Source organism: Arthrobacter sp. Sr33 (assembly GCF_054511195.1).
Window position 1 is genome coordinate 14,025 of the sequence record NZ_JBTNDD010000012.1, and the last position, 23,433, is coordinate 37,457.

21 protein-coding genes and 2 tRNA genes are annotated in these 23,433 nt (G+C 63.6%); 10 read left to right on the forward strand and 13 right to left on the reverse strand.

Going from position 1 to position 23,433, the window contains the following annotated elements; translation table 11 throughout:
* Positions 1 to 39: 39 nt before the first annotated feature.
* The 4 genes from cysS to ACX80T_RS14600 all read right to left on the reverse strand — a co-directional run bounded on the left by cysS (position 40) and on the right by ACX80T_RS14600 (position 3,319).
* The gene (cysS, locus tag ACX80T_RS14585) at positions 40 to 1,494 is read right to left on the reverse strand and encodes a cysteine--tRNA ligase (RefSeq protein WP_459304796.1); all 1,455 of its coding nucleotides are present in this window, start codon (positions 1,492 to 1,494) and stop codon (positions 40 to 42) included.
* 32 nt (positions 1,495 to 1,526) lie between these two features.
* Complete coding sequence (gene ispF, locus ACX80T_RS14590) at positions 1,527 to 2,036, reverse strand: 2-C-methyl-D-erythritol 2,4-cyclodiphosphate synthase (RefSeq protein ID WP_459304797.1); 510 nt, start codon at positions 2,034 to 2,036, stop codon at positions 1,527 to 1,529.
* Entirely contained in the window at positions 2,033 to 2,758 is a 726-nt protein-coding gene (gene ispD, locus ACX80T_RS14595; RefSeq protein ID WP_459304798.1) for a 2-C-methyl-D-erythritol 4-phosphate cytidylyltransferase, read from the reverse strand. Before ispD ends, ispF begins: the two co-directional genes overlap by 4 nt.
* 78 nt (positions 2,759 to 2,836) lie before the next feature.
* Entirely contained in the window at positions 2,837 to 3,319 is a 483-nt protein-coding gene (locus ACX80T_RS14600; RefSeq protein ID WP_019482365.1) for a CarD family transcriptional regulator, read from the reverse strand.
* Positions 3,320 to 3,584: 265 nt separating this feature from the next.
* Here ACX80T_RS14600 and ACX80T_RS14605 point away from each other — a divergent pair, with 265 nt between their 5' ends.
* Positions 3,585 to 4,130 (forward strand): hypothetical protein, encoded by a 546-nt coding sequence (locus ACX80T_RS14605; protein WP_019482364.1) that lies wholly within the window; start codon positions 3,585 to 3,587, stop codon positions 4,128 to 4,130.
* A gap of 3 nt (positions 4,131 to 4,133) precedes the next feature.
* Here the strand turns inward: ACX80T_RS14605 and ACX80T_RS14610 are convergent, their stop codons facing one another.
* A complete protein-coding gene (locus tag ACX80T_RS14610; protein ID WP_019482363.1) occupies positions 4,134 to 4,814 on the reverse strand; it encodes a response regulator transcription factor in 681 nt (226 codons plus the stop codon).
* Entirely contained in the window at positions 4,811 to 6,001 is a 1,191-nt protein-coding gene (locus ACX80T_RS14615; RefSeq protein WP_459304830.1) for a sensor histidine kinase, read from the reverse strand. Before ACX80T_RS14615 ends, ACX80T_RS14610 begins: the two co-directional genes overlap by 4 nt.
* A 236-nt stretch (positions 6,002 to 6,237) precedes the next feature.
* Between ACX80T_RS14615 and phoU the strand changes: the two genes are divergently transcribed.
* Complete coding sequence (gene phoU / locus ACX80T_RS14620; protein WP_019482361.1) at positions 6,238 to 6,897, forward strand: phosphate signaling complex protein PhoU; 660 nt, start codon at positions 6,238 to 6,240, stop codon at positions 6,895 to 6,897.
* A gap of 89 nt (positions 6,898 to 6,986) precedes the next feature.
* Here the strand turns inward: phoU and ACX80T_RS14625 are convergent, their stop codons facing one another.
* The 3 genes from ACX80T_RS14625 to ACX80T_RS14635 form a co-directional block, all read right to left on the reverse strand.
* A complete protein-coding gene (locus tag ACX80T_RS14625) occupies positions 6,987 to 7,736 on the reverse strand; it encodes a phosphoglyceromutase (protein WP_459304799.1) in 750 nt (249 codons plus the stop codon).
* Between the two features lie 65 nt (positions 7,737 to 7,801).
* A complete protein-coding gene (locus ACX80T_RS14630; protein ID WP_019482359.1) occupies positions 7,802 to 8,125 on the reverse strand; it encodes a DUF2516 family protein in 324 nt (107 codons plus the stop codon).
* A 9-nt stretch (positions 8,126 to 8,134) separates the two neighbouring features.
* Complete coding sequence (locus ACX80T_RS14635) at positions 8,135 to 9,298, reverse strand: trans-sulfuration enzyme family protein (RefSeq protein ID WP_459304801.1); 1,164 nt, start codon at positions 9,296 to 9,298, stop codon at positions 8,135 to 8,137.
* A gap of 109 nt (positions 9,299 to 9,407) precedes the next feature.
* Between ACX80T_RS14635 and tmk the strand changes: the two genes are divergently transcribed.
* The 4 genes from tmk to ACX80T_RS14655 all read left to right on the forward strand — a co-directional run bounded on the left by tmk (position 9,408) and on the right by ACX80T_RS14655 (position 12,939).
* Positions 9,408 to 10,052 (forward strand): dTMP kinase, encoded by a 645-nt coding sequence (gene tmk / locus ACX80T_RS14640; protein WP_019482357.1) that lies wholly within the window; start codon positions 9,408 to 9,410, stop codon positions 10,050 to 10,052.
* A complete protein-coding gene (locus tag ACX80T_RS14645) occupies positions 10,049 to 11,212 on the forward strand; it encodes a DNA polymerase III subunit delta' (protein ID WP_024475482.1) in 1,164 nt (387 codons plus the stop codon). The genes tmk and ACX80T_RS14645 overlap by 4 nt, the downstream gene beginning before the upstream one ends.
* The gene (locus tag ACX80T_RS14650) at positions 11,209 to 12,765 is read left to right on the forward strand and encodes an alpha/beta hydrolase (RefSeq protein WP_024475481.1); all 1,557 of its coding nucleotides are present in this window, start codon (positions 11,209 to 11,211) and stop codon (positions 12,763 to 12,765) included. The genes ACX80T_RS14645 and ACX80T_RS14650 overlap by 4 nt, the downstream gene beginning before the upstream one ends.
* Before the next feature lie 98 nt (positions 12,766 to 12,863).
* A tRNA-Thr gene (locus tag ACX80T_RS14655) sits at positions 12,864 to 12,939 on the forward strand.
* 119 nt (positions 12,940 to 13,058) lie between these two features.
* On the opposite strand, the gene ACX80T_RS14660 is transcribed toward ACX80T_RS14655, so the two are convergent.
* The 3 genes from ACX80T_RS14660 to ACX80T_RS14670 all read right to left on the reverse strand — a co-directional run bounded on the left by ACX80T_RS14660 (position 13,059) and on the right by ACX80T_RS14670 (position 14,877).
* A complete protein-coding gene (locus tag ACX80T_RS14660; protein ID WP_459304802.1) occupies positions 13,059 to 13,898 on the reverse strand; it encodes an aldo/keto reductase in 840 nt (279 codons plus the stop codon).
* 88 nt (positions 13,899 to 13,986) lie between these two features.
* On the reverse strand, positions 13,987 to 14,448 hold the full coding sequence (locus ACX80T_RS14665; RefSeq protein ID WP_024475480.1) for a hypothetical protein: 462 nt from the start codon (positions 14,446 to 14,448) through the stop codon (positions 13,987 to 13,989).
* 186 nt (positions 14,449 to 14,634) lie between these two features.
* A complete protein-coding gene (locus ACX80T_RS14670; RefSeq protein WP_459304803.1) occupies positions 14,635 to 14,877 on the reverse strand; it encodes a hypothetical protein in 243 nt (80 codons plus the stop codon).
* A 408-nt stretch (positions 14,878 to 15,285) separates the two neighbouring features.
* On the opposite strand from ACX80T_RS14670, the gene ACX80T_RS14675 reads away from it, so the two are divergent.
* A complete protein-coding gene (locus ACX80T_RS14675; protein WP_019482351.1) occupies positions 15,286 to 16,026 on the forward strand; it encodes a GAF and ANTAR domain-containing protein in 741 nt (246 codons plus the stop codon).
* Between the two features lie 94 nt (positions 16,027 to 16,120).
* On the opposite strand, the gene ACX80T_RS14680 is transcribed toward ACX80T_RS14675, so the two are convergent.
* A complete protein-coding gene (locus tag ACX80T_RS14680) occupies positions 16,121 to 17,104 on the reverse strand; it encodes an NAD(P)H-quinone oxidoreductase (protein ID WP_459304804.1) in 984 nt (327 codons plus the stop codon).
* Positions 17,105 to 17,168: 64 nt separating this feature from the next.
* Here ACX80T_RS14680 and ACX80T_RS14685 point away from each other — a divergent pair.
* The 3 genes from ACX80T_RS14685 to ACX80T_RS14695 all read left to right on the forward strand — a co-directional run bounded on the left by ACX80T_RS14685 (position 17,169) and on the right by ACX80T_RS14695 (position 23,416).
* Positions 17,169 to 17,256 (forward strand) — tRNA-Ser (locus ACX80T_RS14685).
* Between the two features lie 235 nt (positions 17,257 to 17,491).
* On the forward strand, positions 17,492 to 20,581 hold the full coding sequence (locus ACX80T_RS14690) for an ExeM/NucH family extracellular endonuclease (RefSeq protein ID WP_459304805.1): 3,090 nt from the start codon (positions 17,492 to 17,494) through the stop codon (positions 20,579 to 20,581).
* 249 nt (positions 20,582 to 20,830) lie between these two features.
* Positions 20,831 to 23,416 carry a bifunctional metallophosphatase/5'-nucleotidase gene (locus ACX80T_RS14695; protein WP_459304806.1) on the forward strand — a complete coding sequence of 862 codons (2,586 nt, stop codon included), beginning with the start codon at positions 20,831 to 20,833 and terminating at the stop codon, positions 23,414 to 23,416.
* Positions 23,417 to 23,433: the final 17 nt, after the last annotated feature.

Consider the following 23,433-nt stretch of genomic DNA (forward strand, 5'->3'; position numbering starts at 1 on the left):
CCGCAGACTTCACCGTCACCCGGGAGACGAAGCGATTGGTCAGTTTTTCAGGGTCCAGGCGGCACCGTCGGCGGTGTCCTCGATGACAATGCCAGCACTGGTGAGGGCGTCGCGGATGGCGTCGGCCTGCGCCCAGTCCTTCGTTTCGCGGGCAATCGTTCGCTGCAGCAGTTGCGATGTGATGAGGGTGTCCAGCGCCTTGTGCTCGGGACTGCGTGGGCCCTTGCCGGGGTCCTGAACATCGTCGAGTCCCAGAATTCCGGTCATGGTCATCACATCGACGAACGCCGTTCTGGTGGCTTCGCTGTCCCCGGCGGCCAGGGCAGTGTTACCGGCCCTCACGGTGTCGTGGAGGACCGCGAGTGCCTGGGGCACGTTGAGGTCGTCGTTCATTGCGGCGCTGAAGGCTTCCGGTGCACCGGGGGAAACGAACCCGAGCCCGTTCGGGAACTCCCGGGCGGCGGCCTTCGCCAGGAACCCGTCGATGCGCTCCACGGCGGCGCCCGCTTCCTGCAGGGAGGTGGGACGGTAGTCGAGCACCGACCGGTAGTGCGCCTGCCCCAAGTAGTACCTGACCACGCGGGGGCTCGCCAGTTCGAGCATGTCAGCCGGGCTCACCGTGTTGCCGATCGACTTGGACATCTTCTCGCCCTCGAAAGTGACCATGCCGTTGTGCATCCAGTACCTGGCAAACGTGTGGCCGGCGGCCTGCGACTGGGCCATCTCGTTTTCGTGATGCGGGAACCGCAGGTCCAGGCCGCCACCGTGGATGTCGAACTCGGTACCCAGGTACTTGGTGACCATCGCTGAGCATTCAAGGTGCCAGCCCGGCCGACCGAGTCCCCAGGGGCTGGGCCAGGCAGCGGTTTCGGGCTCGCCTTCCTTCCACCCCTTCCACAGGGCGAAGTCGCGCGGATCCCGTTTCCGGTTGACGAACTCAGGCTCGACATCCGTGGCGCTCTGCATGTCGTCGATGTTCTGCCGGGTCAGCGAGCCGTACCCTTTCCAGGATCGAACGTCGAAGTAGACGTCGCCCGACTCGTCGTTCGCCGGGTAGGCATGACCCCGATCGATCAGCAACTGGATCAACGAGTGCATTTCGGGGATGTGACCGGTGGCGCGTGGTTCGTAGGTCGGGCGGCGCACCCCGAGGGTGTCATACGCCCGCTGGAATTCCAGTTCGTAGCGGTACGCCAGCGCCCACCACTGTTCGCCGCGTAACTGGGGCGGGAGGGCGTCGTCGTGCTCGGATTCCTGGGCGCGGGCCAGGATCTTGTCGTCGATATCGGTGACGTTGCGGACCGTGGTGACCCGGTAGCCGCTCGCGGTCAGCCAGCGGGAGAGCTGGTCGAATGCGATCGCCGAGCGGATATGTCCTACGTGGGGCATCCCCTGCACTGTGGCACCGCAGTAGTACAGCCCTACCTCGCCCTGCTTGACGGGGATAAAGTCGCGGGTCTGGGCGGTTGCGGTGTCATAGAATCTCAGGCTCACCGCTCCAGATTAGCCGGTCGCGGTGGCTTGCTTCACCCTGCGGCCGATCTGGTGCCGTCCCCCGCCCGGACGACGACGGCGGTCGCCACCGCGGCGATGCCCTCGCCTTTTCCGGTGAATCCGAGCCCGTCGGTGGTGGTTGCCGACACGCTAACGGGTCCCCCCATCGCGGCGCTGAGCACTGCTTCCGCCTCGGCCCGGCGGGGTGCGAACTTGGGCCGGTTCCCCACCAGCTGCACGGCAACGTTGCCGATCTCGAATCCGGCGTCCCGCACAATCCGCGCGGCTTCGGTCAGCAGGCTGACCCCCGAAGCGCCGGCGAATTCGGGGCGATCGGTGCCGAAATGGGTGCCGAGGTCACCGACTCCCGCGGCGGAGAAGAGCGCGTCCGCGGCGGCGTGAGCCACGGCGTCGCCGTCGGAATGGCCGCTCAGACCACGTTCGCCGTCCCAGAGCAGACCCGCGAGCCACAGCGGCCGGGGTGCATCCACGGGGGCAAACGCGTGCACGTCAACGCCGATGCCGGTGCGGGGCAGGATCATGGTGTGGTCTTCCCTGTCGGGGTCTGGGCAAGAATTTCCGCGAGGAGGAGGTCCTGGGCAGTGGTCACTTTGAATGCGGCGTCCGCCCCCTCCACCACCCGTACCGGGATGCCCAGCCGTTCCATCAGCGTGGCATCGTCGGTCACTGCTGCCCCCGGTTGCTGGTGGGCGCGACGGAGGGTGTCCAGGTTGAAACCCTGGGGTGTCTGGACTGCGCGGAGAGTGTCGCGGGGTGGGGTGTCGATGACCAATCCGCAGTCGACAGTTTTGATGGTGTCGACCACGGGGATGACGGGAATAACCGCTTCGGCGCCGTCGCGTAATGCGGCGACCACCCGGCGGAAAACTATCGGCGGGGTGAGCGCGCGGGCGGCGTCATGGACCAGGACCAGGCCGATGCCTGATCCCAAACCTGAGAGGCCGGCCGCCACCGAATCGGGTCGTGAAGCACCCCCGTCAACCACTCGCACGGGAGTCTCGGAGGAGACGCCGACGACGGCGGCGCGGAGCTCAACGTCTCCGGCTGGGACGACCACACAGATCTCGGCGGCGATCTCCGCGTCGAGGACCCCCTGGAGTGCGTGTTCAAGGATGCTCCGGCCAGCAAACTTCACCTGGGCTTTGGGAATGCCGCGGCCCAGCCTCTGTCCGGCGCCGCCGGCGACAATGATGACCCCGACCTGCGCGTGGGCGGATTCGAGCTGGGAACTGGTTTCTGACACCTGATTACCCTATGCCAGGACATGAAAAAGGGACCGCCCACCAGGGCGGCCCCTCAACAAACCCGGTTGTTAGACCGATTAGGAAGCTAGAACCTCATCGAGAACGCTTGCGGCCTTCTCTTCGTCGGTTTTCTCTGCGAGTGCCAGCTCGGAGATCAGAATCTGCCGCGCCTTGGCGAGCATCCTCTTCTCCCCTGCGGACAACCCACGGTCATGATCACGGCGCCACAGGTCGCGGACTACTTCCGCAACCTTGATCACGTCACCCGAGGCAAGCTTTTCAAGGTTTGCCTTGTAGCGGCGTGACCAGTTGGTTGGCTCTTCAGTGAACTCGGCCCGCAGCACATCGAACACATGCTGGAGACCCTCTTTGCCCACTACGTCGCGCACCCCAACGAGGTCTACGTTTTCTGCTGGAACTTCAATGGTTAGATCACCCTGCGCCACCTTGAGCTTGAGATACATTTTCTCTTCGCCCTTTATCACGCGCATCTTGATCTCTTCGATCTTCGCTGCGCCGTGGTGAGGATAAACTACTGTTTCGCCGACCTCAAAAACCATGTGGACTTTCCCCTTTCCCGCAGATCAGTTTATCACGAATTCGACACGCCCAAGGCGTGTTTTCGCAGGTCAGCCGGGACTTATGGAAATAGGTGGCTATGATTCGCCCCTTGACGAATGAGGCTTTAAGTGATCCACGTCGCTCTGAAAGAGTTGTCCGGGTGCTGCAGTGCTCCATCATCGGGCCGATTTTCCCGATAGGCTGTAGGGAGAGATTCAACTAGCTGTTCCCCCATGCTGATCGACCCCCGTAGGAGTTTGCGCTGTGAAGAGTGACCGAATCAATCCCCTGCAGCACATCCGGGCGAAGCGAAGCCTGGCTGCCGGTGCGGCTCTGGTCGCTGTCCTTGGTGCCACCGGTTGCAGCGTGACGAGCGAGCAAGCCACCACCATCCAGTACGCAGCATCGGATGGGATCGTCGACGAGGTGGGCCCGCTTGAACTCCGCAACATCCTGATCATCACCTCCGAAGAAGGGGAGCCGGGCACCATCCTCGGAACGGTGTTCAATCCCTCAGACTCAGCGGTGCAGCTCACCATCGAGGGCGAAAACTCGTCGGTCGACGTCACTGTCCCCGCAGAGGGCAAATGGGTCTTTGAAGACGAGACCACCGATGACGGAGTGCTCGAGGGCGTCAGCGAAATCCCCGGCGCCCTGGTAGATCTGAACTTTGTCGTCAACTCGGAGAGCGTCGAGCTGCGGGTGCCTGTCCTGGACGGGACCCTCGCGGAATACCGGGAGTACGTCCCGGGTGGTTACACCCCTGAGCCCACCCCAACGCCGGAAGAGACCGGCGAAGAGGAAGAGTAACCCTCAGGACTCGTATTTGTAGCCCAGGCCACGCACTGTCACCAGGTGGCTTGGGTTCGACGGGTCGGTTTCGATCTTTCCCCGGAGCCGTTTGACGTGCACGTCGAGGGTCTTGGTGTCGCCGACGTAGTCCGAACCCCAGACCCGATCAATGAGTTGGCCCCTGGTCAGCACCCTGCCCGCATTGCGCAGGAGCATCTCCAACAGTTCGAACTCTTTCAGCGGCATGGATACCGGATCACCGTTGACACTGACCGTGTGCCGTTCAATATCCATCCGCACGGGGCCCGACTGCACGGTGCTGGAAATAAGTTCTTCGGGTTCGGCCTGCCGGCGGAGGACAGCGCGAATCCTTGCCACGAGCTCACGGGACGAATAAGGCTTGGTGACGTAATCATCGGCGCCAAGCTCCAGGCCAACCACCTTGTCGATCTCGGCGTCCTTGGCGGTGAGCATGATGACCGGAACACTTGAACGCTGGCGCAGCTGCCGGCAGACCTCGGTGCCGGACTGGCCTGGTAGCTGCAGGTCAAGCAGCACCAGATCGGCGCCGGCCCGGTCGAATTCGACGATGGCCTCTATCCCGTCTCCCACCACCGCCACCTCGAACCCTTCCCTGCCGAGCAGATAGGACAGGGGGTCACTGAAGGACTCTTCGTCCTCCACGATCAGGATGCGGGTCAAACGCTCACTCCTTGTTCATGGGCGGAGCTTCCGCCCGGCTTCTCATCGGATTTTCCGCCTGGCTTACCTGGCGATTTGGCGCTTCGCCTGTCGCCGGAGACAACACGCTCCTCCGCCGTTTCGGCGTCGGCCTCCATTTCGGGGAGACGGACGGTAAAGGTACTACCCTGGCCGTTCTGGGACCAGACGGTCACCTCGCCACCGTGGTTCGAGACCACATGCTTGACAATACTGAGCCCCAGTCCGGTGCCCCCTGTCTGACGGGATCGGGCTGCGTCGATCCGATAGAACCGCTCGAACACCCGTTCCTGCTCCTCAGCGGTGATGCCGATTCCTTGATCGGTGACCGAGATTTCGGCGAGTCCGTCGCGGGACCGCAGACCGACCCCGACCCGGGTGCGCTCGGGTGAGTACCGGATGGCGTTGTCGATCAGGTTGCGGAAGGCGGTCATCAACAGATCCGGGTCGCCGTAGACGGGCTCGTTGATCCGCCCTCCCACCACAATGTCGATCTGCTTGCTTTCTGCCGGCAGCCGGTTTCGGTCCACCGCCTCGGCGATCACCGTGTTGATATCCACAGGGCGACCGCGCCGCACGACGTCGGCGCCCTGCAGCCGTGAGAGTTCAATGATGTCCTGGACCAGGGCCGACAACCGGGCCGATTCCTTGTGCATTCGGCGGGCGAACCGCCGGACCGCTTCCTGGTCTTCGGCCGCGTCGTCCAGGGCCTCAGCGAGCAGTGAAATGGCGCCAACGGGCGTCTTGAGCTCGTGTGACACGTTGGCCACGAAGTCGTTGCGGATTTCCTCGGTGCGGGTGATTTCCGTGCGGTCATCGGCGAGGATCAGGACGTACTCTTCGCCCAGTGAAGCCACCCGGGCGAGCACGATAATGGTGCCCTGCCCCAGCGGTCCGCGGGGTAGTTCAAGCTGTTTCTGCTCGATCACACCGTCCCGGCGCACCCGTGCCGTCAGTTCGAGCAGCTCGGCGTGGACCACCGTGTGGCCGCGCACCAGGCCGAAGGCGTACGCCGCGGGGCTGGCTCGCACCACACCGTCGATGGCATCCACCACCACATAAGCCCGGCCAATAATCGACAGCACCTCCGCTGCCCCTTCGGGAAGGGTCGGCTCGTCCACGAAGAGCAGGGAACGCCGCTGGATTTCGCTCAGCCTGAAGGCAGCCATGCCGAAGGTGCCCACGGCGACGCCCACCAGCCCAGCGATCAGAATAAGAAGAACGGGATCCACATGCCTAGCTTATGCGCACCTTTGGTGTGGGGTTGAGTCTTCCGGTGGCAATAGGGAAGTGGTTCAACTAACGTTCACTCAAAGGTGCATAACAGTTCATCACCAACTGAGAATGTGCTGTGTGGGACTGTGCATAGACGTACGCAGTCATCTCTATGGAAAGGATGCCTCCCGTGCGGAAGGTTTTTCAGGCAGAGCTTCACCAGATAGGTGAACAGCTCATCGAAATATCGCAGCTGGTTGCGAACGCGATGGACAAAGCAACCATCGCGTTTGAAACCGCTGACACCGAACTTGCCCAGGATGTGATCGCAGCCGACGCACGCATTGATTTCCTCCAGAACGACCTCGACGAGCGCGCGATCGACATTCTCGCCCTGCAGGGCCCGGTTGCGAGCGACCTGCGGATGATCGTGGGGGCGCTTCGAATGAGCGCCTCGCTGGAACGCATGGGGGATCTGGCCCGCCACGTGGCACAGCTTGCCCGGCTCCGGTACCCGGACCACGTAATTCCGGCGGCGATCCGACCCACCTTCGAGGAGATGGCCCAGCTGGATCAGCAGATCGCCATTAAGGTGAAGCATCTGCTGGAGACCCGCAACCTCCAGCTGAGCAACGAAATCTATGCCCACAATGCGCGGATCAACGAACTGCACGCTGGCGTGTTCAAGGCCCTCGCCTCACCCGAATGGGATGTTTCAGCTCCCATCACTGTCGATGTGACCCTGGCCAGCCGGTACTTCGAACGATTCGCCGATCATGGCGTCTCGGTTGCACGTAAGGTCACCTACCTGGTGACCGGTGAATGGCAGCCCAGCGCACCACTGATCTAAAACGACATATCGCCGGGTTAGCCCCCAGGCCTGAACGACGACGGCCGGCCCCGTGAGGGGGACCGGCCGTCGTCGTCGTTGGTTGACTGTTAGTGCTTGCCCTGGTTGGCGACGGCTTCAATCGCTGCGGCTGCGGCGTCAGCGTCGAGGTAGGTGCCGCCGGCCTTGACTGGCACCAGGTTTTCGTCCAGCTCGTAGATCAGCGGGATGCCGGTGGGGATGTTCAGCGACGCGATGTCGGCGTCGCTGATGCCGTCGAGGTGCTTCACCAGCGCGCGCAGGGAATTTCCGTGAGCTGCGATGAGGACCGTCTTGCCCGCTTTGATGTCGGGGGCGATATCAGATTCCCAGTATGGGAGGAACCGGTCGAGGACGTCCTTGAGACATTCGGTGCGGGGAACGGCGTCGCCGAGGTCCGCGTAGCGCGGGTCGTTGGCCTGGGAGAACTCGCTGCTGTCCTCGATGGGCGGCGGCGGGGTGTCATAAGAGCGTCGCCACTCCATGAACTGGCCTTCACCGAACTCGGCGAGCGTCTGCGCCTTGTCCTTGCCCTGCAGGGCTCCGTAATGGCGTTCGTTGAGCCGCCAGTGGCGTTTGACGTCAATCCAGCTGCGGTCAGCGGCTTCGAGAGCGAGGTTGGCCGTGATGATGGCCCGCTTTTGCCGTGAGGTGTAAACGATGTCGGGGAGAAGCCCGGCCTCGACGAGCAGTTCACCGCCCCGGATGGCTTCGGCACGGCCCTGTTCGGTGAGCGGCACATCAACCCACCCGGTGAAGAGGTTTTTCTCGTTCCACTCACTTTGGCCGTGGCGGAGCAGGATCACTTTGTAGGAAGTCATGGGTTTAGTCTGCCGTATGGGAGGCTCAGGTTCATCCGTCGTGCACTTCTGTTACTGGCGGTGGGTTACCAGGGGCCGTAGGGACCGCTGCCACCCCGCACCTCGGAGACGGCCGGTTTCACGTCTGCGAGGTAGACGCACGCCGCAATCACTGCGACGATCTGCAGCAGGCCGAAGAGCCCGGATGCGGTCACGAGGACCGTCAGCACGCCAACGGCGGCAGCCCCACCGGTCATCGCGGTCCAGAAGCCCTTGGTGCGCTTCATCGTGGCCTCAAAGTTCGCGGCGGGCCGCCTCACGCAATCGACAAGAGCCCAGATCTCAATACCAACCGCCACCAACCCGAGCGCCAGGTACAGATAGTTCCGAATGTCATAAGCGATGTTCACGGGTCCAGCTTATCGGGTGGAACCGTCGAGTTCTCCCAGCCCGGCCAGGGCCTGCTCCAGATCCGCCCAGAGGTCCTCGGGGTTTTCGATCCCAACCGAGAGCCGCACCAGGGATTCCGGCACGGTCACCGGCTCGCCGGTCTGCCGCCGTCGTCGTTCGATCAATGATTCGACGCCGCCCAGGGAAGTTGCTGGCAGCCACAGGCGCACCGCCGAGACCAGGGCCTCGGCTGCTGCCACATCTGCCAGTTCGATGCTGATAATTGAGCCGAAGCCGTTCAGCTGGTCGGCGGCGCGCTGGTGCCCGGGATCTTCGGGTAGTCCGGGGAACCGAACCCTGGTCAGGGCCGGATGGGACTGGAGTTTGCGCGCAAGGTACAGGGCCGTGGCCTGGGACCGTTCAACCCGGAGGGCCAGCGTACGTAGCCCGCGGAGCGCCAGCCAGACCTCAAACGGTCCGGCAATGGCCCCATACAGGGTGCGGTGCTTGAGCAGTTTCGCCTGCAGATCAGGGTCGGAGGTGGCCAGGGCGCCCAGGACGACGTCGGAGTGACCTGCCAGATACTTGGTCACCGAGTGGAGCACGACGTCGGCGCCGAAGTCCAGGGGCCGGCAAACCAGCGGCGTGTTGAACGTGTTGTCAACCACCACTGTGACTCCAGCCTTTTTCGCGGCGCTGATGATGGTTCGCAGGTCGGCCACTTCGAGCATGGGGTTGGTGGGGCTCTCCAGCCAGAGCAGGTCAGTGCCGGCCAGGGCGGCGAGCACCTGGTCAGTGTCGGCGACGTCAACCGTCTGCACAGTGAACCGGCCGCGCGACGCCTCATCACCGGCGAGGCTGAGCGACCCGGCGTAGGCGTGGCGGGGCATGACAACGTTGCCGTCCGTCGGCACCAGCGACAACGCGGCAGCAGCAGCACCCAGGCCTGAGCTGAACACGAGGGCCGGCAGCGCCGCACCCTCGAGCTTGCCGAGGGCTTCCTCGAACGGGTCCCAGGTGGGGTTGGACATGCGGCCATAGATGCGGTCCCCCGCCGCTGGATCCACCGCCTCGTGGAAGGTAGAGGACAGCACGATCGGCGGGTTCACCGGGGCATCGTGCTCCCGCGGGGGGCGGCCGGCGGCCACCACTATCGTGTCCGGGGCGAGCTGGTGGTGATCGTGGTGGGTCATGGGTTCAGGGTAGTTGGCCGTGGCGACCGGGTGAAATGTGACCCGCTCCCCTGGGCCGGGTGACGGCCGGCAGGACAAGTGTGTCGGTGATCCTCGATAGGCTGGTCGGGTGAGTACACCATCCGCACGCCGCACGTCCGGGCTGTTCATTGCTTTCGAAGGCGGCGACGGCGCCGGCAAGTCCACCCAGGCGGGTCTGCTGGCCACCGCGCTGCAGAAACGCGGCCTTGAAGTGATACGCACCCGGGAACCTGGTGGCACGGTCATTGGGGAGAAACTCCGCTCTCTGGTCCTCGATCACGGTCAGGGCGACATTGATCCCCGGACCGAGGCCCTCATCTTCGCCGCGTCCAGGGCGGCGCACGTCCACCAGACGATCCTGCCCGCACTGGAGCGGGGCGCCGTCGTCGTCTGCGATCGATACATCGACTCCTCGGTGGCCTATCAGGGCGCCGGGCGCGGCCTGGGGACGGATAGCGTGCTGGAGGTCAACTTGTGGGCCGTCGAGGGGTTGCGCCCCGATCTCACGGTGCTGCTCGACGTCGACCCGTTGGAGGGGCGCGGACGCCGGATGCAGAACGGGGCTGAGGACCGGCTGGAATCCGAGCCGGACATTTTCCATGCGCTGATCCGCGGGGCGTTCCTCGAACGGGCGGCCGCCGACCCGGCCCAATATCTGGTGCTGCCGGCCCGGAACCCGGTCACTGACTTGGCGGACGCCATCCTCAAAGCAGTCGAGGAGCATCTGGCGTGAGCGTATGGACCTTCCTGATGGGTCAGGAGCCCGTGGTTGAGCAGCTCAAACGCGCCGCGTCTGCCGGTCAACCGAACCACGCCTGGCTGTTCACCGGTCCACCGGGATCGGGTCGGTCCAACGCCGCACGGGCATTCGCCGCCGCGCTGCTCTGCGACCGGGACGCATTGGACGAACGAGGTTGCGGGGAGTGCCGGGCATGCCGGACCGCCCTGGCAGGCTCGCACGCCGACATCACCAACGTCACCACCGAAAAAGTGACAATCAGCATTGATGAGGCGCGCGAACTGGTTCGTAAAGCACAGGACAAGCCGTCCACCGGCCGCTGGCGGGTCATCATCGTGGAGGACGCCGACCGGATGCAGGAGCGCAGCACCAATGTGCTGTTGAAGGCCATCGAAGAGCCGCCGCCCCGGACTATCTGGTTGCTGTGCGCGCCGAGCCCCGGCGACGTGCTGGTGACCATCAGATCCCGGTGCCGGGCCGTCAACCTGCGACTGCCGCCGGTGCAGGACGTGGCCGACCTGTTGGTCCGCCGCGACGGAATCGATCCGGCGACGGCGGAAGCCGCAGCGCGGGCAGCGCAAAGCCACATCGGCGTGGCCAAACGGCTCGCCACCGACGACGGCGCCCGGGACCGGCGGAACCAGATCGTGAGATTGCCGCTTGATCTGAAGAGCGTCGCCGGGGCAATGAAGGCGGCGGCGGACCTGGTGAAACTAGCCGAGGCCGAGGCGCAGAGCTCCTTCGAGCAGCGGGATGCCCAGGAGAAGGCCACACTGCTCGCTACCCTCGGCGCGCCCGAAAGCGGCACCCTGCCGCCGGCTATCCGGGGGCAGGTCAAGCGGTTGGAGGATGACCAGACCCGCAGGGCCAAGCGGTCGAAGAACGACTACTTTGACCGTGCGCTGACCGACCTGACGTCCTTCTACCGGGATGTGCTGATGCTGCAGGTTTCCAGCGGTCGCGATCTGGTGAACGAGCCGCTGCGCCCCGAGCTGGAGGCGTTCGCCCGGTCCGGGACACCCGAGGGGACACTGGTGCGGATTGAGGCCATCAACAAAGTGCGGGACCGGATCGTTAACACCAACGTTGCCCCGTTGCTTGCCATCGAGGCCATGGCAGTCAGCCTCCTCCCCGAAAAGGATTACACCGCGTGAGACGTTTTCCCCACCGTCGTCTGGCCTCAGCCGCCGTCGTCCTCTCCGGCGCGCTGGCGCTGTCCGGCTGCCAGCTGCTCTCCCCCGGGCCGGGCGATGGTCCGGAAACGGGGGTCGAATCAGTGAACCCCGAGGTCGTTGGGGATGTGCCCGCGGACCTCGAAAGCTTCTACACCCAGGAGGTGGCCTGGGAGCTGTGCGAGGAGACGTTCGCCTGCGCCACCGTCCAGGTCCCGCTGGATTACGCCGACCCTGCGCGCGACTCGATCAATATCGCCCTGATTCGCAGCGACGCGACGGGCGAATCCCAGGGTTCGGTGCTGGTCAATCCGGGCGGCCCGGGCGGGTCCGGCGTCAACATCGTCAAGGACGCACTGACGTACGTCACCAGCGACCGGTTGCGGGAGGCTTACGACGTCGTCGGCTTCGACCCCCGCGGGGTGGGGAAATCGTCGGCCGTCGACTGCCAGACCGACGAGGAGCGCGAAGCGGACAGGCTGGAATATCTGGAGCCGGAGATCTCCGACGAGGAAGCGTTTGAGACGCTCACCGCCGAAGCCGAGGACTTCGCCGCACAGTGCGCCGAACGAACCGGTGAGCTGCTCGGGTACGTGGACACCGACAGCGCGGCCCGCGACCTGGACATTCTGCGTGCCGCCGTCGGCGACCAGGACCTCAACTACCTTGGGTTCTCCTACGGCACGGCACTCGGTGCGGCCTACGCCGAACTGTTCCCCGCCAACACCGGGCGACTGGTGCTGGACGGCGCAGTGGACCCGTCCTTAAGCAATGAAGAGATCACGCTGGGGCAGGCCCAGGCCTTCGAGACGGCGCTGCGCACCTATGTGGCTGACTGCCAGCTCTCCAGCGACTGCCCCCTTCCCGCCGGAATCGAGGAGGGCGTGGCAGTTATCCAGGACCTGTTCCGGTCGGTCGAGGAAAGTCCGATGACCGCCGCTGACGGCCGGCTGGTCACGATCGGCACCTTCTTCAGCGGCTTCATCCTGCCGCTGTATGACAACAACAACTGGACCCTGCTCACCGGCGCGCTCGACCAGGCGCTGCAGGGCGACCCGTCCGCGATGCTGCAACTGGCAGACCTCGGTGCTGAACGCGAAGCAGACGGCAGCTACCTCACCAACAGCAACGCAGCGTTCATCGCGATCAACTGCCTCGACTACCCGATGACCAATGACCCCGCGGCGTTGGCGGCCGACGCCGACGAACTAGCCGAGGCTTCGCCGACCTTCGGCCCCTATCTAGCCTACGGCGGGGTGACCTGCGACGCGTGGGAGTACGGGCCGGTGCTCGAGCCCGCTCCGGCGTCGGCCCCCGATGCCGCACCAATGCTGGTCATCGGCACCACCGGAGACCCCGCGACGCCCTACGACTGGTCGCTGGCGCTGGCGGATCAGCTCGAAACCTCAGTCCACGTCACCTGGGACGGCGAAGGTCACACCGCCTACGGTCGGGCCGGCGACTGCATCGGGGACCTCGTGGATGACTATTTCGTTGACGGCACGCTGCCCGAGGACGGTGTCAGCTGCGACTGACGCGCCCACCGTGGCTGCTTTTGACCTGCACGCGGCTGCTCTTATAGAGTTGACGCTTGTGGATTGGGCCGTGCTCACGCGCGTCTCCTGAAGCTTCAGCCTCCTTAGCTCAGTCGGTAGAGCGTCTCACTCGTAATGAGAAGGTCGCCAGTTCGACTCTGGCAGGAGGCTCCACTTCTTTAATCCGGTGAGCAACCCGGACACGCGTTAGCAACCTGGACACCGGTGAGGGAATTTCCCACACCGATGTCCAGGTTGCTTACCGGAGCGCGTGAAGCTAACGCGCCTGGCGGTTAGGCGAAGTCGGCAGTTGCCGGGTCCGCGCCGATACGCCCGTCGGCACCCTTATCGAGGGCGTTGATGGCGTCGATGTCCCCGGCGTCGAGCGTGACATCCAGGGCGTCCCAGTTCTCGACAATCCGAGACTCAGTGACTGACTTCGGGATCACCACGTTGCCGAGCGCGAGGTGCCAGGCCAGGACAACCTGTGCCGGTGTGGCGTTGTGCTTGGAGGCGATCTCGACCAGGGCTGGGTCTTCGAGGAGCCCCTTGCCCGAACCCAGCGGCGACCAGGACTCGTGCAGGATGCCCTTCTCCTGATGGAAGGCCTTGAGCTCCGCCTGGTTGAAGAACGGGTGCGTCTCCACCTGGTTGATCACGGGAACGACTCCGGTTGCGTCGATGATCTCCTGAAGAGCCTCGACGGTGAAGTTCGACACCCCGATCGAAGTGACCCGCCCCTGCTTCTGCAGTTCGATCAGCGCCTTCCACGTATCAAGGTACTTACCCTGCTTCGGTTGCAGCCAATGGATCAGGTAAAGATCGAGCTTCTCCAGGCCAAGCTTCTCCATCGAGACGTCGAACGCCTTAAGCGTGCTCTCATAACCCTGGTCGGCGTTCCACAGCTTTGTGGTGATGAAGAGCTCATCGCGGTCCAGACCGGAGGCAGCAATGGCCCGGCCTACACCCGCTTCGTTCTGGTAGGCGGCCGCCGTATCGATGTGGCGGTACCCGGCCTTGAAGGCGCGCCCGACGACGTCTTCCGCGGTTGCGTCGTCGACCTGCCATACGCCGTAGCCGAGCTGGGGGATGCTAACGCCGTCGTGGAATGTGAGATTCGGTGAGGTAGTCATGAATGCCTTTCGCCGTGTGAATGAATGCGATGTCACTAAAGTGAACCGCTATCCACGCCGAATTATTTCGTCAGCACCCTTTTTATTGTCAGACGTTCAGGCTTGCCGCCAATTGACGTTCAGCTTCGGCAATATCTTCTTCGACCAGGTCGGCTCGCCTTTTCACGTTATCCAGGCCAGCAGATGCCAGCCCCCAGCGTTCGCCGTCGAGCCTCGCCATCGCGGCCGCCTCGGCCGTTGTCGCGAGGGAGTTTCCGGCCCTCGAAAGCGCCCTGTGTACTGGCGTGAGCGCGCCCGGGATGTCCAACCCCTGGCTGGGTGATGACGCCTGCGCGGTCACACAAATGGTGTGCACCCGTTCCAGCAGGGGCCCGAGCTCATTGGCCAGTCCGGCCAGCTGGTTATAGACCTCGTCGTCGGCCACGCCTTCAAGAATCTGGTGATACCGGTCCAGGCCGCGGCGGAAGCGGTCATGGGCACGCCGCCAGACGCCCGTGCCGAGCTCGGCATCGTCCTTGCGCCCTTGTCGGGCAGCGGAGAAGAATCCCATGGCGATCAGCGGCGCGCCAGTCTGGCTGGGGAATCGACGAACTCCAGGAGACGGGCCGGAGTGGTGTCTGTTTGAGCAAGACTCTGCTGTTTACTCATGGAATTATCGTCTCACGGTGCGCCACTGGGGAAGGCCCGGATGACTCCCCGTGGAGCTACCCCGGACTTCCTGCAGCCGAGGACCCGGCTAGTCGCCGACGATTTCCTGTGGTGACGACGACCGGTCGCTTTGGTTCTCACGACGATCCAGCTCCTCGGTAATCTCCTCGAGTCGCCCCTCGGTCTCAGGGTCCGGTAGCCCATACCTGACGTATTCGGCGTCGAGTTCGCGATGAATCCTGCTGTTCAGGATCATCACCTCGGAGCTCTCCAACTGTGTCAGGTCGTCAGGGAACGCCTCATCGGGAGCGAGGCGGGTGGTGTCGGTCATGGGGGTCCTTCCAAGATGACTAAATACGAGGAGGCGCTGACAAAGCAGCAGGGCCAAACGGGTGACATCACCAGCTGGCCGGACGCAGGGCGGTCCTCACAGACGCGGAATTGCCGAGGGACAAGCCGTCTGAGAGATGCCCGCGGAGAGGGAGTATGTGGGTGTCTTGACCGGGGCCCGAAGGGGCAATCCGTGCAGCGTTAAGGCCATCGAAATCCTGTTTACGAGGAGAGGTTCCCGTGGCTGTCTGCTCAACCTGTCTATGACTATATCCCATCCCGGCAAGACTGGGCGGCGCAGCTATTCAACACCGGATCGCCGACCAGAACCCGCCCGAGTCTCGCACCGATTACAGTTGACTCCGTCAGGTGTGGGGTCGTTGAAGGACGCCAAGAAGTGGAGAACAGCATGTCAGAAGCCCAGCGGGTGGAGTCGGATATTCACAACGTTTTGCTGGACATGGTGATGGATAGCGACGACGTGAGCACTTTTCTCACCGGGCTCACCCAGCTGGCCGCGAAAACGCTGACGTCGAAGGCCTCCGGTGAGGTGCTGTGTGGGCTGACACTCCTCCGCCCCCGCACCATGGGGACGGTTGCCAGTAGCAGCGAGCTCGCCCGGAAGACCGACGAGATTCAGTACGCCTTCGACGACGGTCCGTGCCTGCGGGCCGCACGCGAAAACGTGACGGTCCACGTGCGCGATGTTCCCAATGACACCCGGTTCCCCGATTACCGGGACGCCGTCGCCGAGCACGGCATCCGCTCGGCGTTGGGGATACCCGTCCCCCTGGGCGGCGAGTCGCGGGCTGGTCTCGATTTCTATTCGACCGTGACCAACGCGTTCGACGACGACGCCGTCGCGGCTGCCGAAGCCTTTGCATTGGAAGCCTCCAAGTCCTTGCGGCTTGCGGTGCGGATGGCTCAGCTCAGCGATGCCAGCAAGCACCTCGAAGCCGCCATGCGGTCCCGCACGGTGATCGACCTTGCGGCAGGAATCATCATGGCCCAAAACCGGTGCTCGCAGGACGAGGCGGTCGAGATCCTGAAGTCCGCATCCAGTGCCCGCAACATCAAGTTGCGCGAAGTTGCCAGCGCGGTTGTGGCTTCGGCCAATCAGGCACCAACCACCACCCACTTCGAGAAGTAGCCTCCCGTTACAGAAATACACCGATCGTGCCCGCTGAGCGGGAAGGTCTAGACAGTCGGCGGATTCAAGTGGTCGTTTCATCCATCCCTGCTGATCAGTGGGGAGGAGCCACCGTGAGGAGAACTTTCCCGGTGTGTTCCCCGGAATCAAAGTACTGATGGGCTTCGACCGCACGCTCCAGCGGGAAGGTGCGGTCTACCATCGCCTTGACCTTGCCCGACTCGACAAGCGGCCAGACATGGTCCCGGACCGCCGCCATGATGGCAGTCTTCTCAGCCACTGGACGCCCACGCAGTGTGGTGCCGGCCACCGAAGCGCGCTTCGTCATCAGCGCACCAAGATTCAGCTCGGCCCTGGCACCGCCCTGCAAACCGATGATGACCAGGCGCCCCCCGACGGCGAGCGCCTGAACATTCTGCTCAAGGTACTTGGCGCCCACGACGTCGAGAATCACGTCCGCCCCTCGACCCGACGTGGCTGCGGCTACTTCAGCGACGAAGTCCTGCTCCCGATAGTTGATGCAGGTGACGGCGCCGAGGCCCCGTGCAACCTCGAGCTTTGCCTCCGATCCCGCAGTGACAAGCGGGATAGCCCCGAACGCAAGCGCCAGCTGGACGGCCATGGTTCCAATTCCGCCGGCGCCCCCATGGATCAACACCCGCTCGCCGGCTTGAAGGTGCGCGGTGAGGAACAGGTTCGAGTAGACAGTCGCCGCAACCTCCGGCAGGGCCGCAGCCGCTACCAGATCCATTCCCGACGGCGCAAGAAGGACCTGACCGGCAGGGACGGCGACCTGCTCCGCGTACCCGCCGCCGGACAGCAGCGCCACCACCTCGTCACCCACCGAGAAACCGGACCCACCGGCGTCGGCAATCCTGCCCGAGACCTCCAGCCCGGGATACTCCGACGCACCCGGCGGTGGAGGGTAGAGTCCTTTGCGCTGCTGGACGTCCGCCCGGTTCAGCCCGGCGGCGACGACGTCGATCAGCAGCTCCCCCGGCCCTGCCTGGGGCGCAGCCACCTGCGACACACTGAGCACCTCTGGTGCGCCTGGTTCGGTGATTACTACTGCTCTCAAAAGGTCCTCCACTGGAAACGGTTTTTTGGTTGAACTGGAAGCTACGTGAAACACTACTCACTTGGGAAGGTTGTCCGAGCGGCCGATGGAGCTGGTCTTGAAAACCAGTGTGCGGTAACCCCGTACCAAGAGTTCGAATCTCTTACCTTCCGCCCGTAGAAAGTGTTGGCCCCGGTTTCCTCCCGGGGCCAACACTCGTTAACGCCTGACTCGCTTGCCCTTCACTTTCCGCAACCTCTCGTTCACGATGGTCTGGTTGGCTCGAGCGTGGCCCAAAAGGTCGGCTGGATCACATTCAGCACTTTTTTCGAGCCATCAGGCTCGTGTTCCACACACGGGCGGACTCACTCGCGGCTGTCATCAGCCAAAGTCAAGGAGATCTAGCGGATGAAACATTCGTCATGGAAGGGCGGGCTTGGTGCTGCGCTAACGATGGGGCTGCTCGCCTCGCCGGTAGCCGTGCTTCCCGCCTACGCGGCACCGAACGGCATCGTGATCAACGAGGCCTATGTGAACGGGGGAAGCGCCAATGCCCCGTATCTGAACAAGTTTGTTGAACTCCACAACACCACAGATCAGCCGGTGGACATCAGCGGCTGGTCCCTGCAGTACCGGTCCGCCAGTGGGTCTGCCGCACCAACCGGTGTTGCACCGCTGACCGGCACCATTCCGGCTAATGGCCATTACCTGGTCGGCGGATCCAGCAACGCCGACAACGGTGTCGCGCTGCCTGAGGTGGACGCGACGATAGGCGCCAGCTTCGCCGGGGGCGGCGGCACCCTGATCCTGTCGAATGACTCCGCGGCCCTGAATCCGCTGGCCACCGGTTCGGTGACCGGCAACCCTGCGATCGAAGACCTGTTGGGGTACGGGTCCTCGAACACGTTCGAAACAGCTGTTGCGCCCAAACCCGACAGCAACTCCGACCCCCGGTCATTGAATCGGACAGGCTTCGTCGACACCGACGACAACTCAGCCGACTTCACCCTCAGCGAGGCGGTCACACCGACGAACGCTGACGGCGAGACGGGCAGCTTTGAACCCGAACCGGAGCCAAAACCGCCGGTCGCCGGCGACGTTGTTCCCATCAACGAGATTCAGGGCACCGGAACTGCCACACCGCTGGCGGGTGAAACGGTCACCACCCGGGGCGTTGTTACCGCCGCCTATCCCACCGGTGGCATTGACGGCTACGTGATCCAGACAGAAGGCACCGGCGGCGAAGCGGGTGCCGCCTCTGACGGCATCTTCATTTACTCCCCAGGCACCGTCGCCGACGTCGCGATCGGTGACCATGTGGAGGTTACGGGTGAGGCCGGGGAGAACTTCGGTGTCACCCAGATCGAGGTAGTGGCCGGTGCGGCCACCGTGCTGACCGAGCCAGCCGAGGAGGTCAAGTCCCTCATCACGCCCTGGCCGGCAACCAACGCCGAGCGTGAAGTGCTGGAGAGCATGCTCGTCAGGCCGACCGGCGACTTCACCGTTACGGACAACTATGACCTGAACCGCTACGGCGAAATTGATCTGGCCTTCGGCACCGACGCCCTGGTTCAGCCCACCGAAATTGCCCCTCCCGGCACCCCGGAGAACGCGGCCGTTCAGGCAGACAACAGCGCCCGCGGAGTCACTCTCGACGACGGCGCCACGATCGACTTCGTCCGGAACATGGACCGCGCCCTGCCCTACCTGACGGTCGAGAATCCAGTCCGGGTCAACGGGTCAGCGACCTTTGTCTCCGACGTCATCGTCGACTTCGACTTCGGCGTATGGCGATTCCAGCCGGTGACACACCTCACCCCTGATAATGCCGATGAAGTTCAGCCAGTCACCTTCGCAGGCGAACGGCCGGCCACCCCAGTGGAAGTGGGCGGCGACATCAAGATTGCCTCGTTCAACGTGTTGAACTACTTCAGCACTACCGGTGATGAGCTGACCGGGTGCACCTACTACAACGACCGCGCTGGCAACCCCATCACGGTCCGGGGCGGCTGTGACGCTCGCGGTGCTGCCAACACTGAAAGTCTTGAGCGCCAGGAAGCCAAGATCGTTGATGCGCTGACCAACCTTGACGCCGACATGGTCTCGCTGGAAGAAATCGAGAACTCGGCGGCCTTCGGCAAGGATCGTGACGAGGCGCTCGCTTCGTTGACCACGGCCCTGAACGAAGTTGAGCCGGGGGTCTGGGACTTCGTCCCCTCCCCCGCCGAGGTGCCCGCCAACGAAGACGTCATCCGCAACGCCTTCATTTACAAGCCCGCCGCGGTAGAGACCGTCGGTGATTCAGTCATCCTCGATGACGACGTCGCGTTCTCGAACGCCCGAAAGCCGCTAGCGCAAGCCTTCCAGGTCGCTGGCGGCGGCGAGTCGACGAAGTTCCTTGCGATCGTGAACCACTTCAAGTCGAAGGGCTCCGGTTCCGGGGAGAATGAAGACCAGGGCGACGGGCAGGGAGCTTCAAACCCTGACCGCGTAAAGCAGGCAGCAGCTCTCGTGGACTTCGCCGACACGATGCAGGCCGAAGCTGGCACCGATAAGGTTTTCCTCACGGGTGACTTCAACTCCTACACGGCTGAAGACCCCATGCAGGTGTTCTACGAGGCCGGGTACATCAACCAGGGCGCCGACACCGGGAAGTACTCCTACGTCTTTGGTGGACAGTCAGGATCACTGGATCACATCCTCGCCTCACCTGAAGCCGATGCAACTGTCACCGGCGTCGACATCTGGAATATCAATGCGGTCGAATCGGTGGCGCTCGAGTACAGCCGGTTCAACTACACCCCGGTGAACTATTACACCGCTGACCAGTACCGCGCCAGCGACCACGATCCAGTAATTGTCGGTCTGGATCTGGACGAAGTCATTGAGTTCACCGATATTGAGGACAACGAACACCAGGACCACATCGAGTGGATGGCAGAAAACGGCCTTTCCACCGGCTGGCTGGAAGCCGATGGCACCCGGACCTACCGCCCGTTGGCAAGCATCAACCGCGACGCGATGGCCGCGTTCCTCTACCGGCTGGCCGGGGAACCTGAGTTCGAACTTCCAAACGAATCACCGTTCAGCGACGTAGCCTTCCCCGCCGATGAAGCTGACCGGGTTGAGCACTTCGACGCGATCATGTGGATGCACGAATCGGGGCTTTCCACTGGCTGGCCAGAGACCGATGGCACCCGGACCTTCCGCCCGGTGACCCCGGTCAACCGGGACGCGATGGCAGCATTCCTGAAGCGCTTCGCCGGGCAGACCTGCCTGAACGAGGAAGCCATCGAGTATGTCGACCCCAGCGGCCCCCCGTTCACGGACGTGCCTGAGGGCATGATGTTCGAGGAGGAAATCTCCTGGATGAAGGACGCCGGGATTTCCGAGGGCTGGGGCGACGGCACCTACCGCCCGGTCACCCCGGTGGCCCGCGACGCGATGGCAGCCTTCGTGAACCGGTTCGACGACACGTTTGGATCCTGCGGCAGGTAAGTCCTGCGGCGCGTTCCGCCCTGGAAAAGTTGGCCCCGGCTTCGAACCGGGGCCAACTTTCGTTAAAGGCTGGCCCCCTGCTCTTCACTTTTAGTCACCTCTCGTTCACGATGGTCTGGTTGGCTCGGTTTGACTCAAAAGGTCAGTTGGATCACATTCAGCATATTTTTCGAGCCACCAGGCCCGTGTTTCACACACAGGCGGACTCACTCGCGGCTGTCAACAGCCAAAGCCAAGGAGAACTAGCGGATGAAACATTCGTCATGGAAGGGCGGGCTTGGTGCCACGCTAGCGGTGGGGCTACTCGCCTCCCCGATAGCCGCACTACCCGCCTATGCGACGCAACAGACCGACGTCGAAGTCAAAGCCCCCGGCGTCACCACCGAGATCAGTCTTCTCAACATCAACGATTTCCACGGACGCATCGACCGCAACACGGTGAAGTTCGCTGGCACCGTCGAACAGTTGAGGGCTGAGGCCGGCGCGGAGAACACGCTCTTCATCTCGGCCGGTGACAATATTGGGGCGTCGCTGTACGCCTCCTCATCGCAGCGCGACGTTCCAACGATCGACGTGCTCAACGCGCTGGAGTTGCGCGCCTCGGCGGTCGGCAACCACGAATTCGACGGCGGATTCGCGGACCTCACCGAGCGTGTTGAACCAATCGCAGACTTCTCCTACCTGGGCGCCAACGTCTACACCAAGGGCACCCAGGAACCGGCGTTGGATGAGTACGAAGTCTTCACAGTGGATGGCATCGAAGTAGCTGTCATCGGGGCTGTCACCCAGGAAACACCTACCCTGGTGAGCCCCGGCGGCATCGAGACCATCGACTTTGGGGATCCCGTCGAGGCCGTCAACCGTGTGGCGCAGGAGATCGAGGACGGCGACCTGGCCGACGTCATCGTCGCGGAGTACCATGCGGGTGCTGACGGATCGAGCGAAGACTCGGCAGCCCTTCCCGAAGTTATCCCGGGCAGCGAATTCGATGCGATCGTCAATGGGACCACACCACTGGTGGACGCAATCTTTAACGGGCACACCCACTCGTTCTACGCCTCAGACGCTCCAGTTCCCGGCGAGGCCGGCGAAACCCGTCCGATCGTCCAGACCGGTTCCTATGGCGAGTTCATCGGTCAGATCGAGCTGACCGTCGACACCCTCACCGGCGACGTCGTCGAGTATGAGGCCCGCAACGTACCCCGCACAGGGATCGACGACGCCGAGCTGGTCGCCGACTACCCACGGGTGGCAGAGGTCCAGACGATCGTCAACGAAGCGATTGCGACTGCCGACGAGCTCGGCAGCGTTGTCCTCGGGAAGGTCACCGAGGACATCACCACCGCGTTCACCGGTGATTCGCGTGATGACCGCGGATCGGAATCCACGCTGGGCAATCTGGTCGCTGGCTCGCTGCTGTCGTCACTGCAGTCGGATCTGCGCGGCGGAGCCGAAATCGGCGTCGCCAACCCCGGTGGGCTCCGTGCCGAGCTGTACTACGACGAGAACGGCGACATCACAGTCGCTGAAGCCAACGCGGTATTGCCCTTCCTGAACAACCTGGCGACCACCACGCTGACCGGCGCCCAGTTCGCCGAACTGCTGGAGCAGCAGTGGCCCCGCGAGGGCGGCGTCCGCACCAACTTCCTGCACCTGGGGCTGTCTGACAATGTCACTTACACCTACGATGCCCAGGCGGCCGAAGGCTCCCGGATCACTTCAGTAACCATCGACGGGGCGCCACTTGAGCCAACCCGTGACTACCGGGTTGGCACTTTCAACTTCCTGATCCAGGGCGGCGACGATTTCGTGGTCTTCAACGAAGGCGCCGATACCCTAGACTCGGGTCTGGTTGACCGGGAAGCATGGTTCGACTACATCGAAGCCAACAGCCCGCTCTCACCGACCTTCGACCGCCGCGCGGTGCAGGTTCAGGGCGCACCCACGAACGTGGTTCTCGGCCAGGAGGTCAGCTTCGACGTCTCCAAACTGGACCTGACGTCCCTGGGCAGCCCCACCAACACCAGCATCGTCCTGTCCTACTCCATCGGCGACGGTGAGCCAGCGGAGATCAGCACGTTCGACGTAACTGACGGAGCAGCACGGATCGCGTTCACCGTTCCCGCCGACGCCCTCGGCGCGACGTTCTACCTGACCGCACCCGACTCCGGCACCGAGGTACGCCTGCCCATCGGCGTCGAAATCGCCGAGTTCACCGACGTCGAAGGCAACGAACACCAGGACCACATCGAGTGGATGGCAGAAAACGGTCTCTCCACCGGCTGGCTGGAAGCCGACGGAACCCGTTCGTACCGTCCACTCGCGAGCATCAACCGCGACGCGATGGCGGCGTTCCTGTACCGCTTGGCCGGGGAACCAGAGTTCGAGCTTCCCGAGGAGTCGCCATTCAGCGACGTAGCCTTCCCCGCTGACGAAGCGGACCGGGTTGAGCACTTCGAAGCGATCATGTGGATGCACACCTCCGGCCTGTCGACCGGCTGGCCTGAGACCGACGGCACCCGGACCTTCCGTCCGGTGACCCCGGTCAACAGGGACGCGATGGCAGCATTCATGATGCGTCTCGCCAGCGAGGTTTGCCTCGATGCGGAAGCGATGAGCTATGTAAACCCCAAGGGTGCGCCGTTCTCTGACGTACCCGTTGGAACGATGTTCGAGAAGGAGATCTCCTGGCTGAAGGATGCCGGGATCTCCGAGGGCTGGAGAGACGGCACCTACCGTCCAGTCACCCCCGTGGCGCGTGACGCGATGGCAGCATTCGTCAACCGGTTCGACGACGAGGTTGGAGCCTGCGGCAGGTATGCCGCAGGCCTCTAGTCCGACAACCTAGCCAG

Bases quoted from the DNA above. Each gene is read 5' to 3' on its own strand.
- ACX80T_RS14675 (WP_019482351.1), top strand. From the start codon at position 15,286: ATGTCAGAAGCCCAGCGGGTGGAGTCGGATATTCACAACGTTTTGCTG.
- ACX80T_RS14600 (WP_019482365.1), bottom strand. From the start codon at position 3,319: ATGGTTTTTGAGGTCGGCGAAACAGTAGTTTATCCTCACCACGGCGCA.
- ACX80T_RS14615 (WP_459304830.1), bottom strand. From the start codon at position 6,001: ATGGCTGCCTTCAGGCTGAGCGAAATCCAGCGGCGTTCCCTGCTCTTC.
- ACX80T_RS14625 (WP_459304799.1), bottom strand. From the start codon at position 7,736: ATGACTTCCTACAAAGTGATCCTGCTCCGCCACGGCCAAAGTGAGTGG.
- ACX80T_RS14690 (WP_459304805.1), top strand. From the start codon at position 17,492: ATGAAACATTCGTCATGGAAGGGCGGGCTTGGTGCTGCGCTAACGATG.
- ACX80T_RS14670 (WP_459304803.1), bottom strand. From the start codon at position 14,877: ATGACCGACACCACCCGCCTCGCTCCCGATGAGGCGTTCCCTGACGAC.
- ispF (WP_459304797.1), bottom strand. From the start codon at position 2,036: ATGATCCTGCCCCGCACCGGCATCGGCGTTGACGTGCACGCGTTTGCC.
- ACX80T_RS14695 (WP_459304806.1), top strand. From the start codon at position 20,831: ATGAAACATTCGTCATGGAAGGGCGGGCTTGGTGCCACGCTAGCGGTG.
- ACX80T_RS14635 (WP_459304801.1), bottom strand. From the start codon at position 9,298: ATGACCCACCACGATCACCACCAGCTCGCCCCGGACACGATAGTGGTG.
- ACX80T_RS14665 (WP_024475480.1), bottom strand. From the start codon at position 14,448: ATGGGATTCTTCTCCGCTGCCCGACAAGGGCGCAAGGACGATGCCGAG.
- ACX80T_RS14660 (WP_459304802.1), bottom strand. From the start codon at position 13,898: ATGACTACCTCACCGAATCTCACATTCCACGACGGCGTTAGCATCCCC.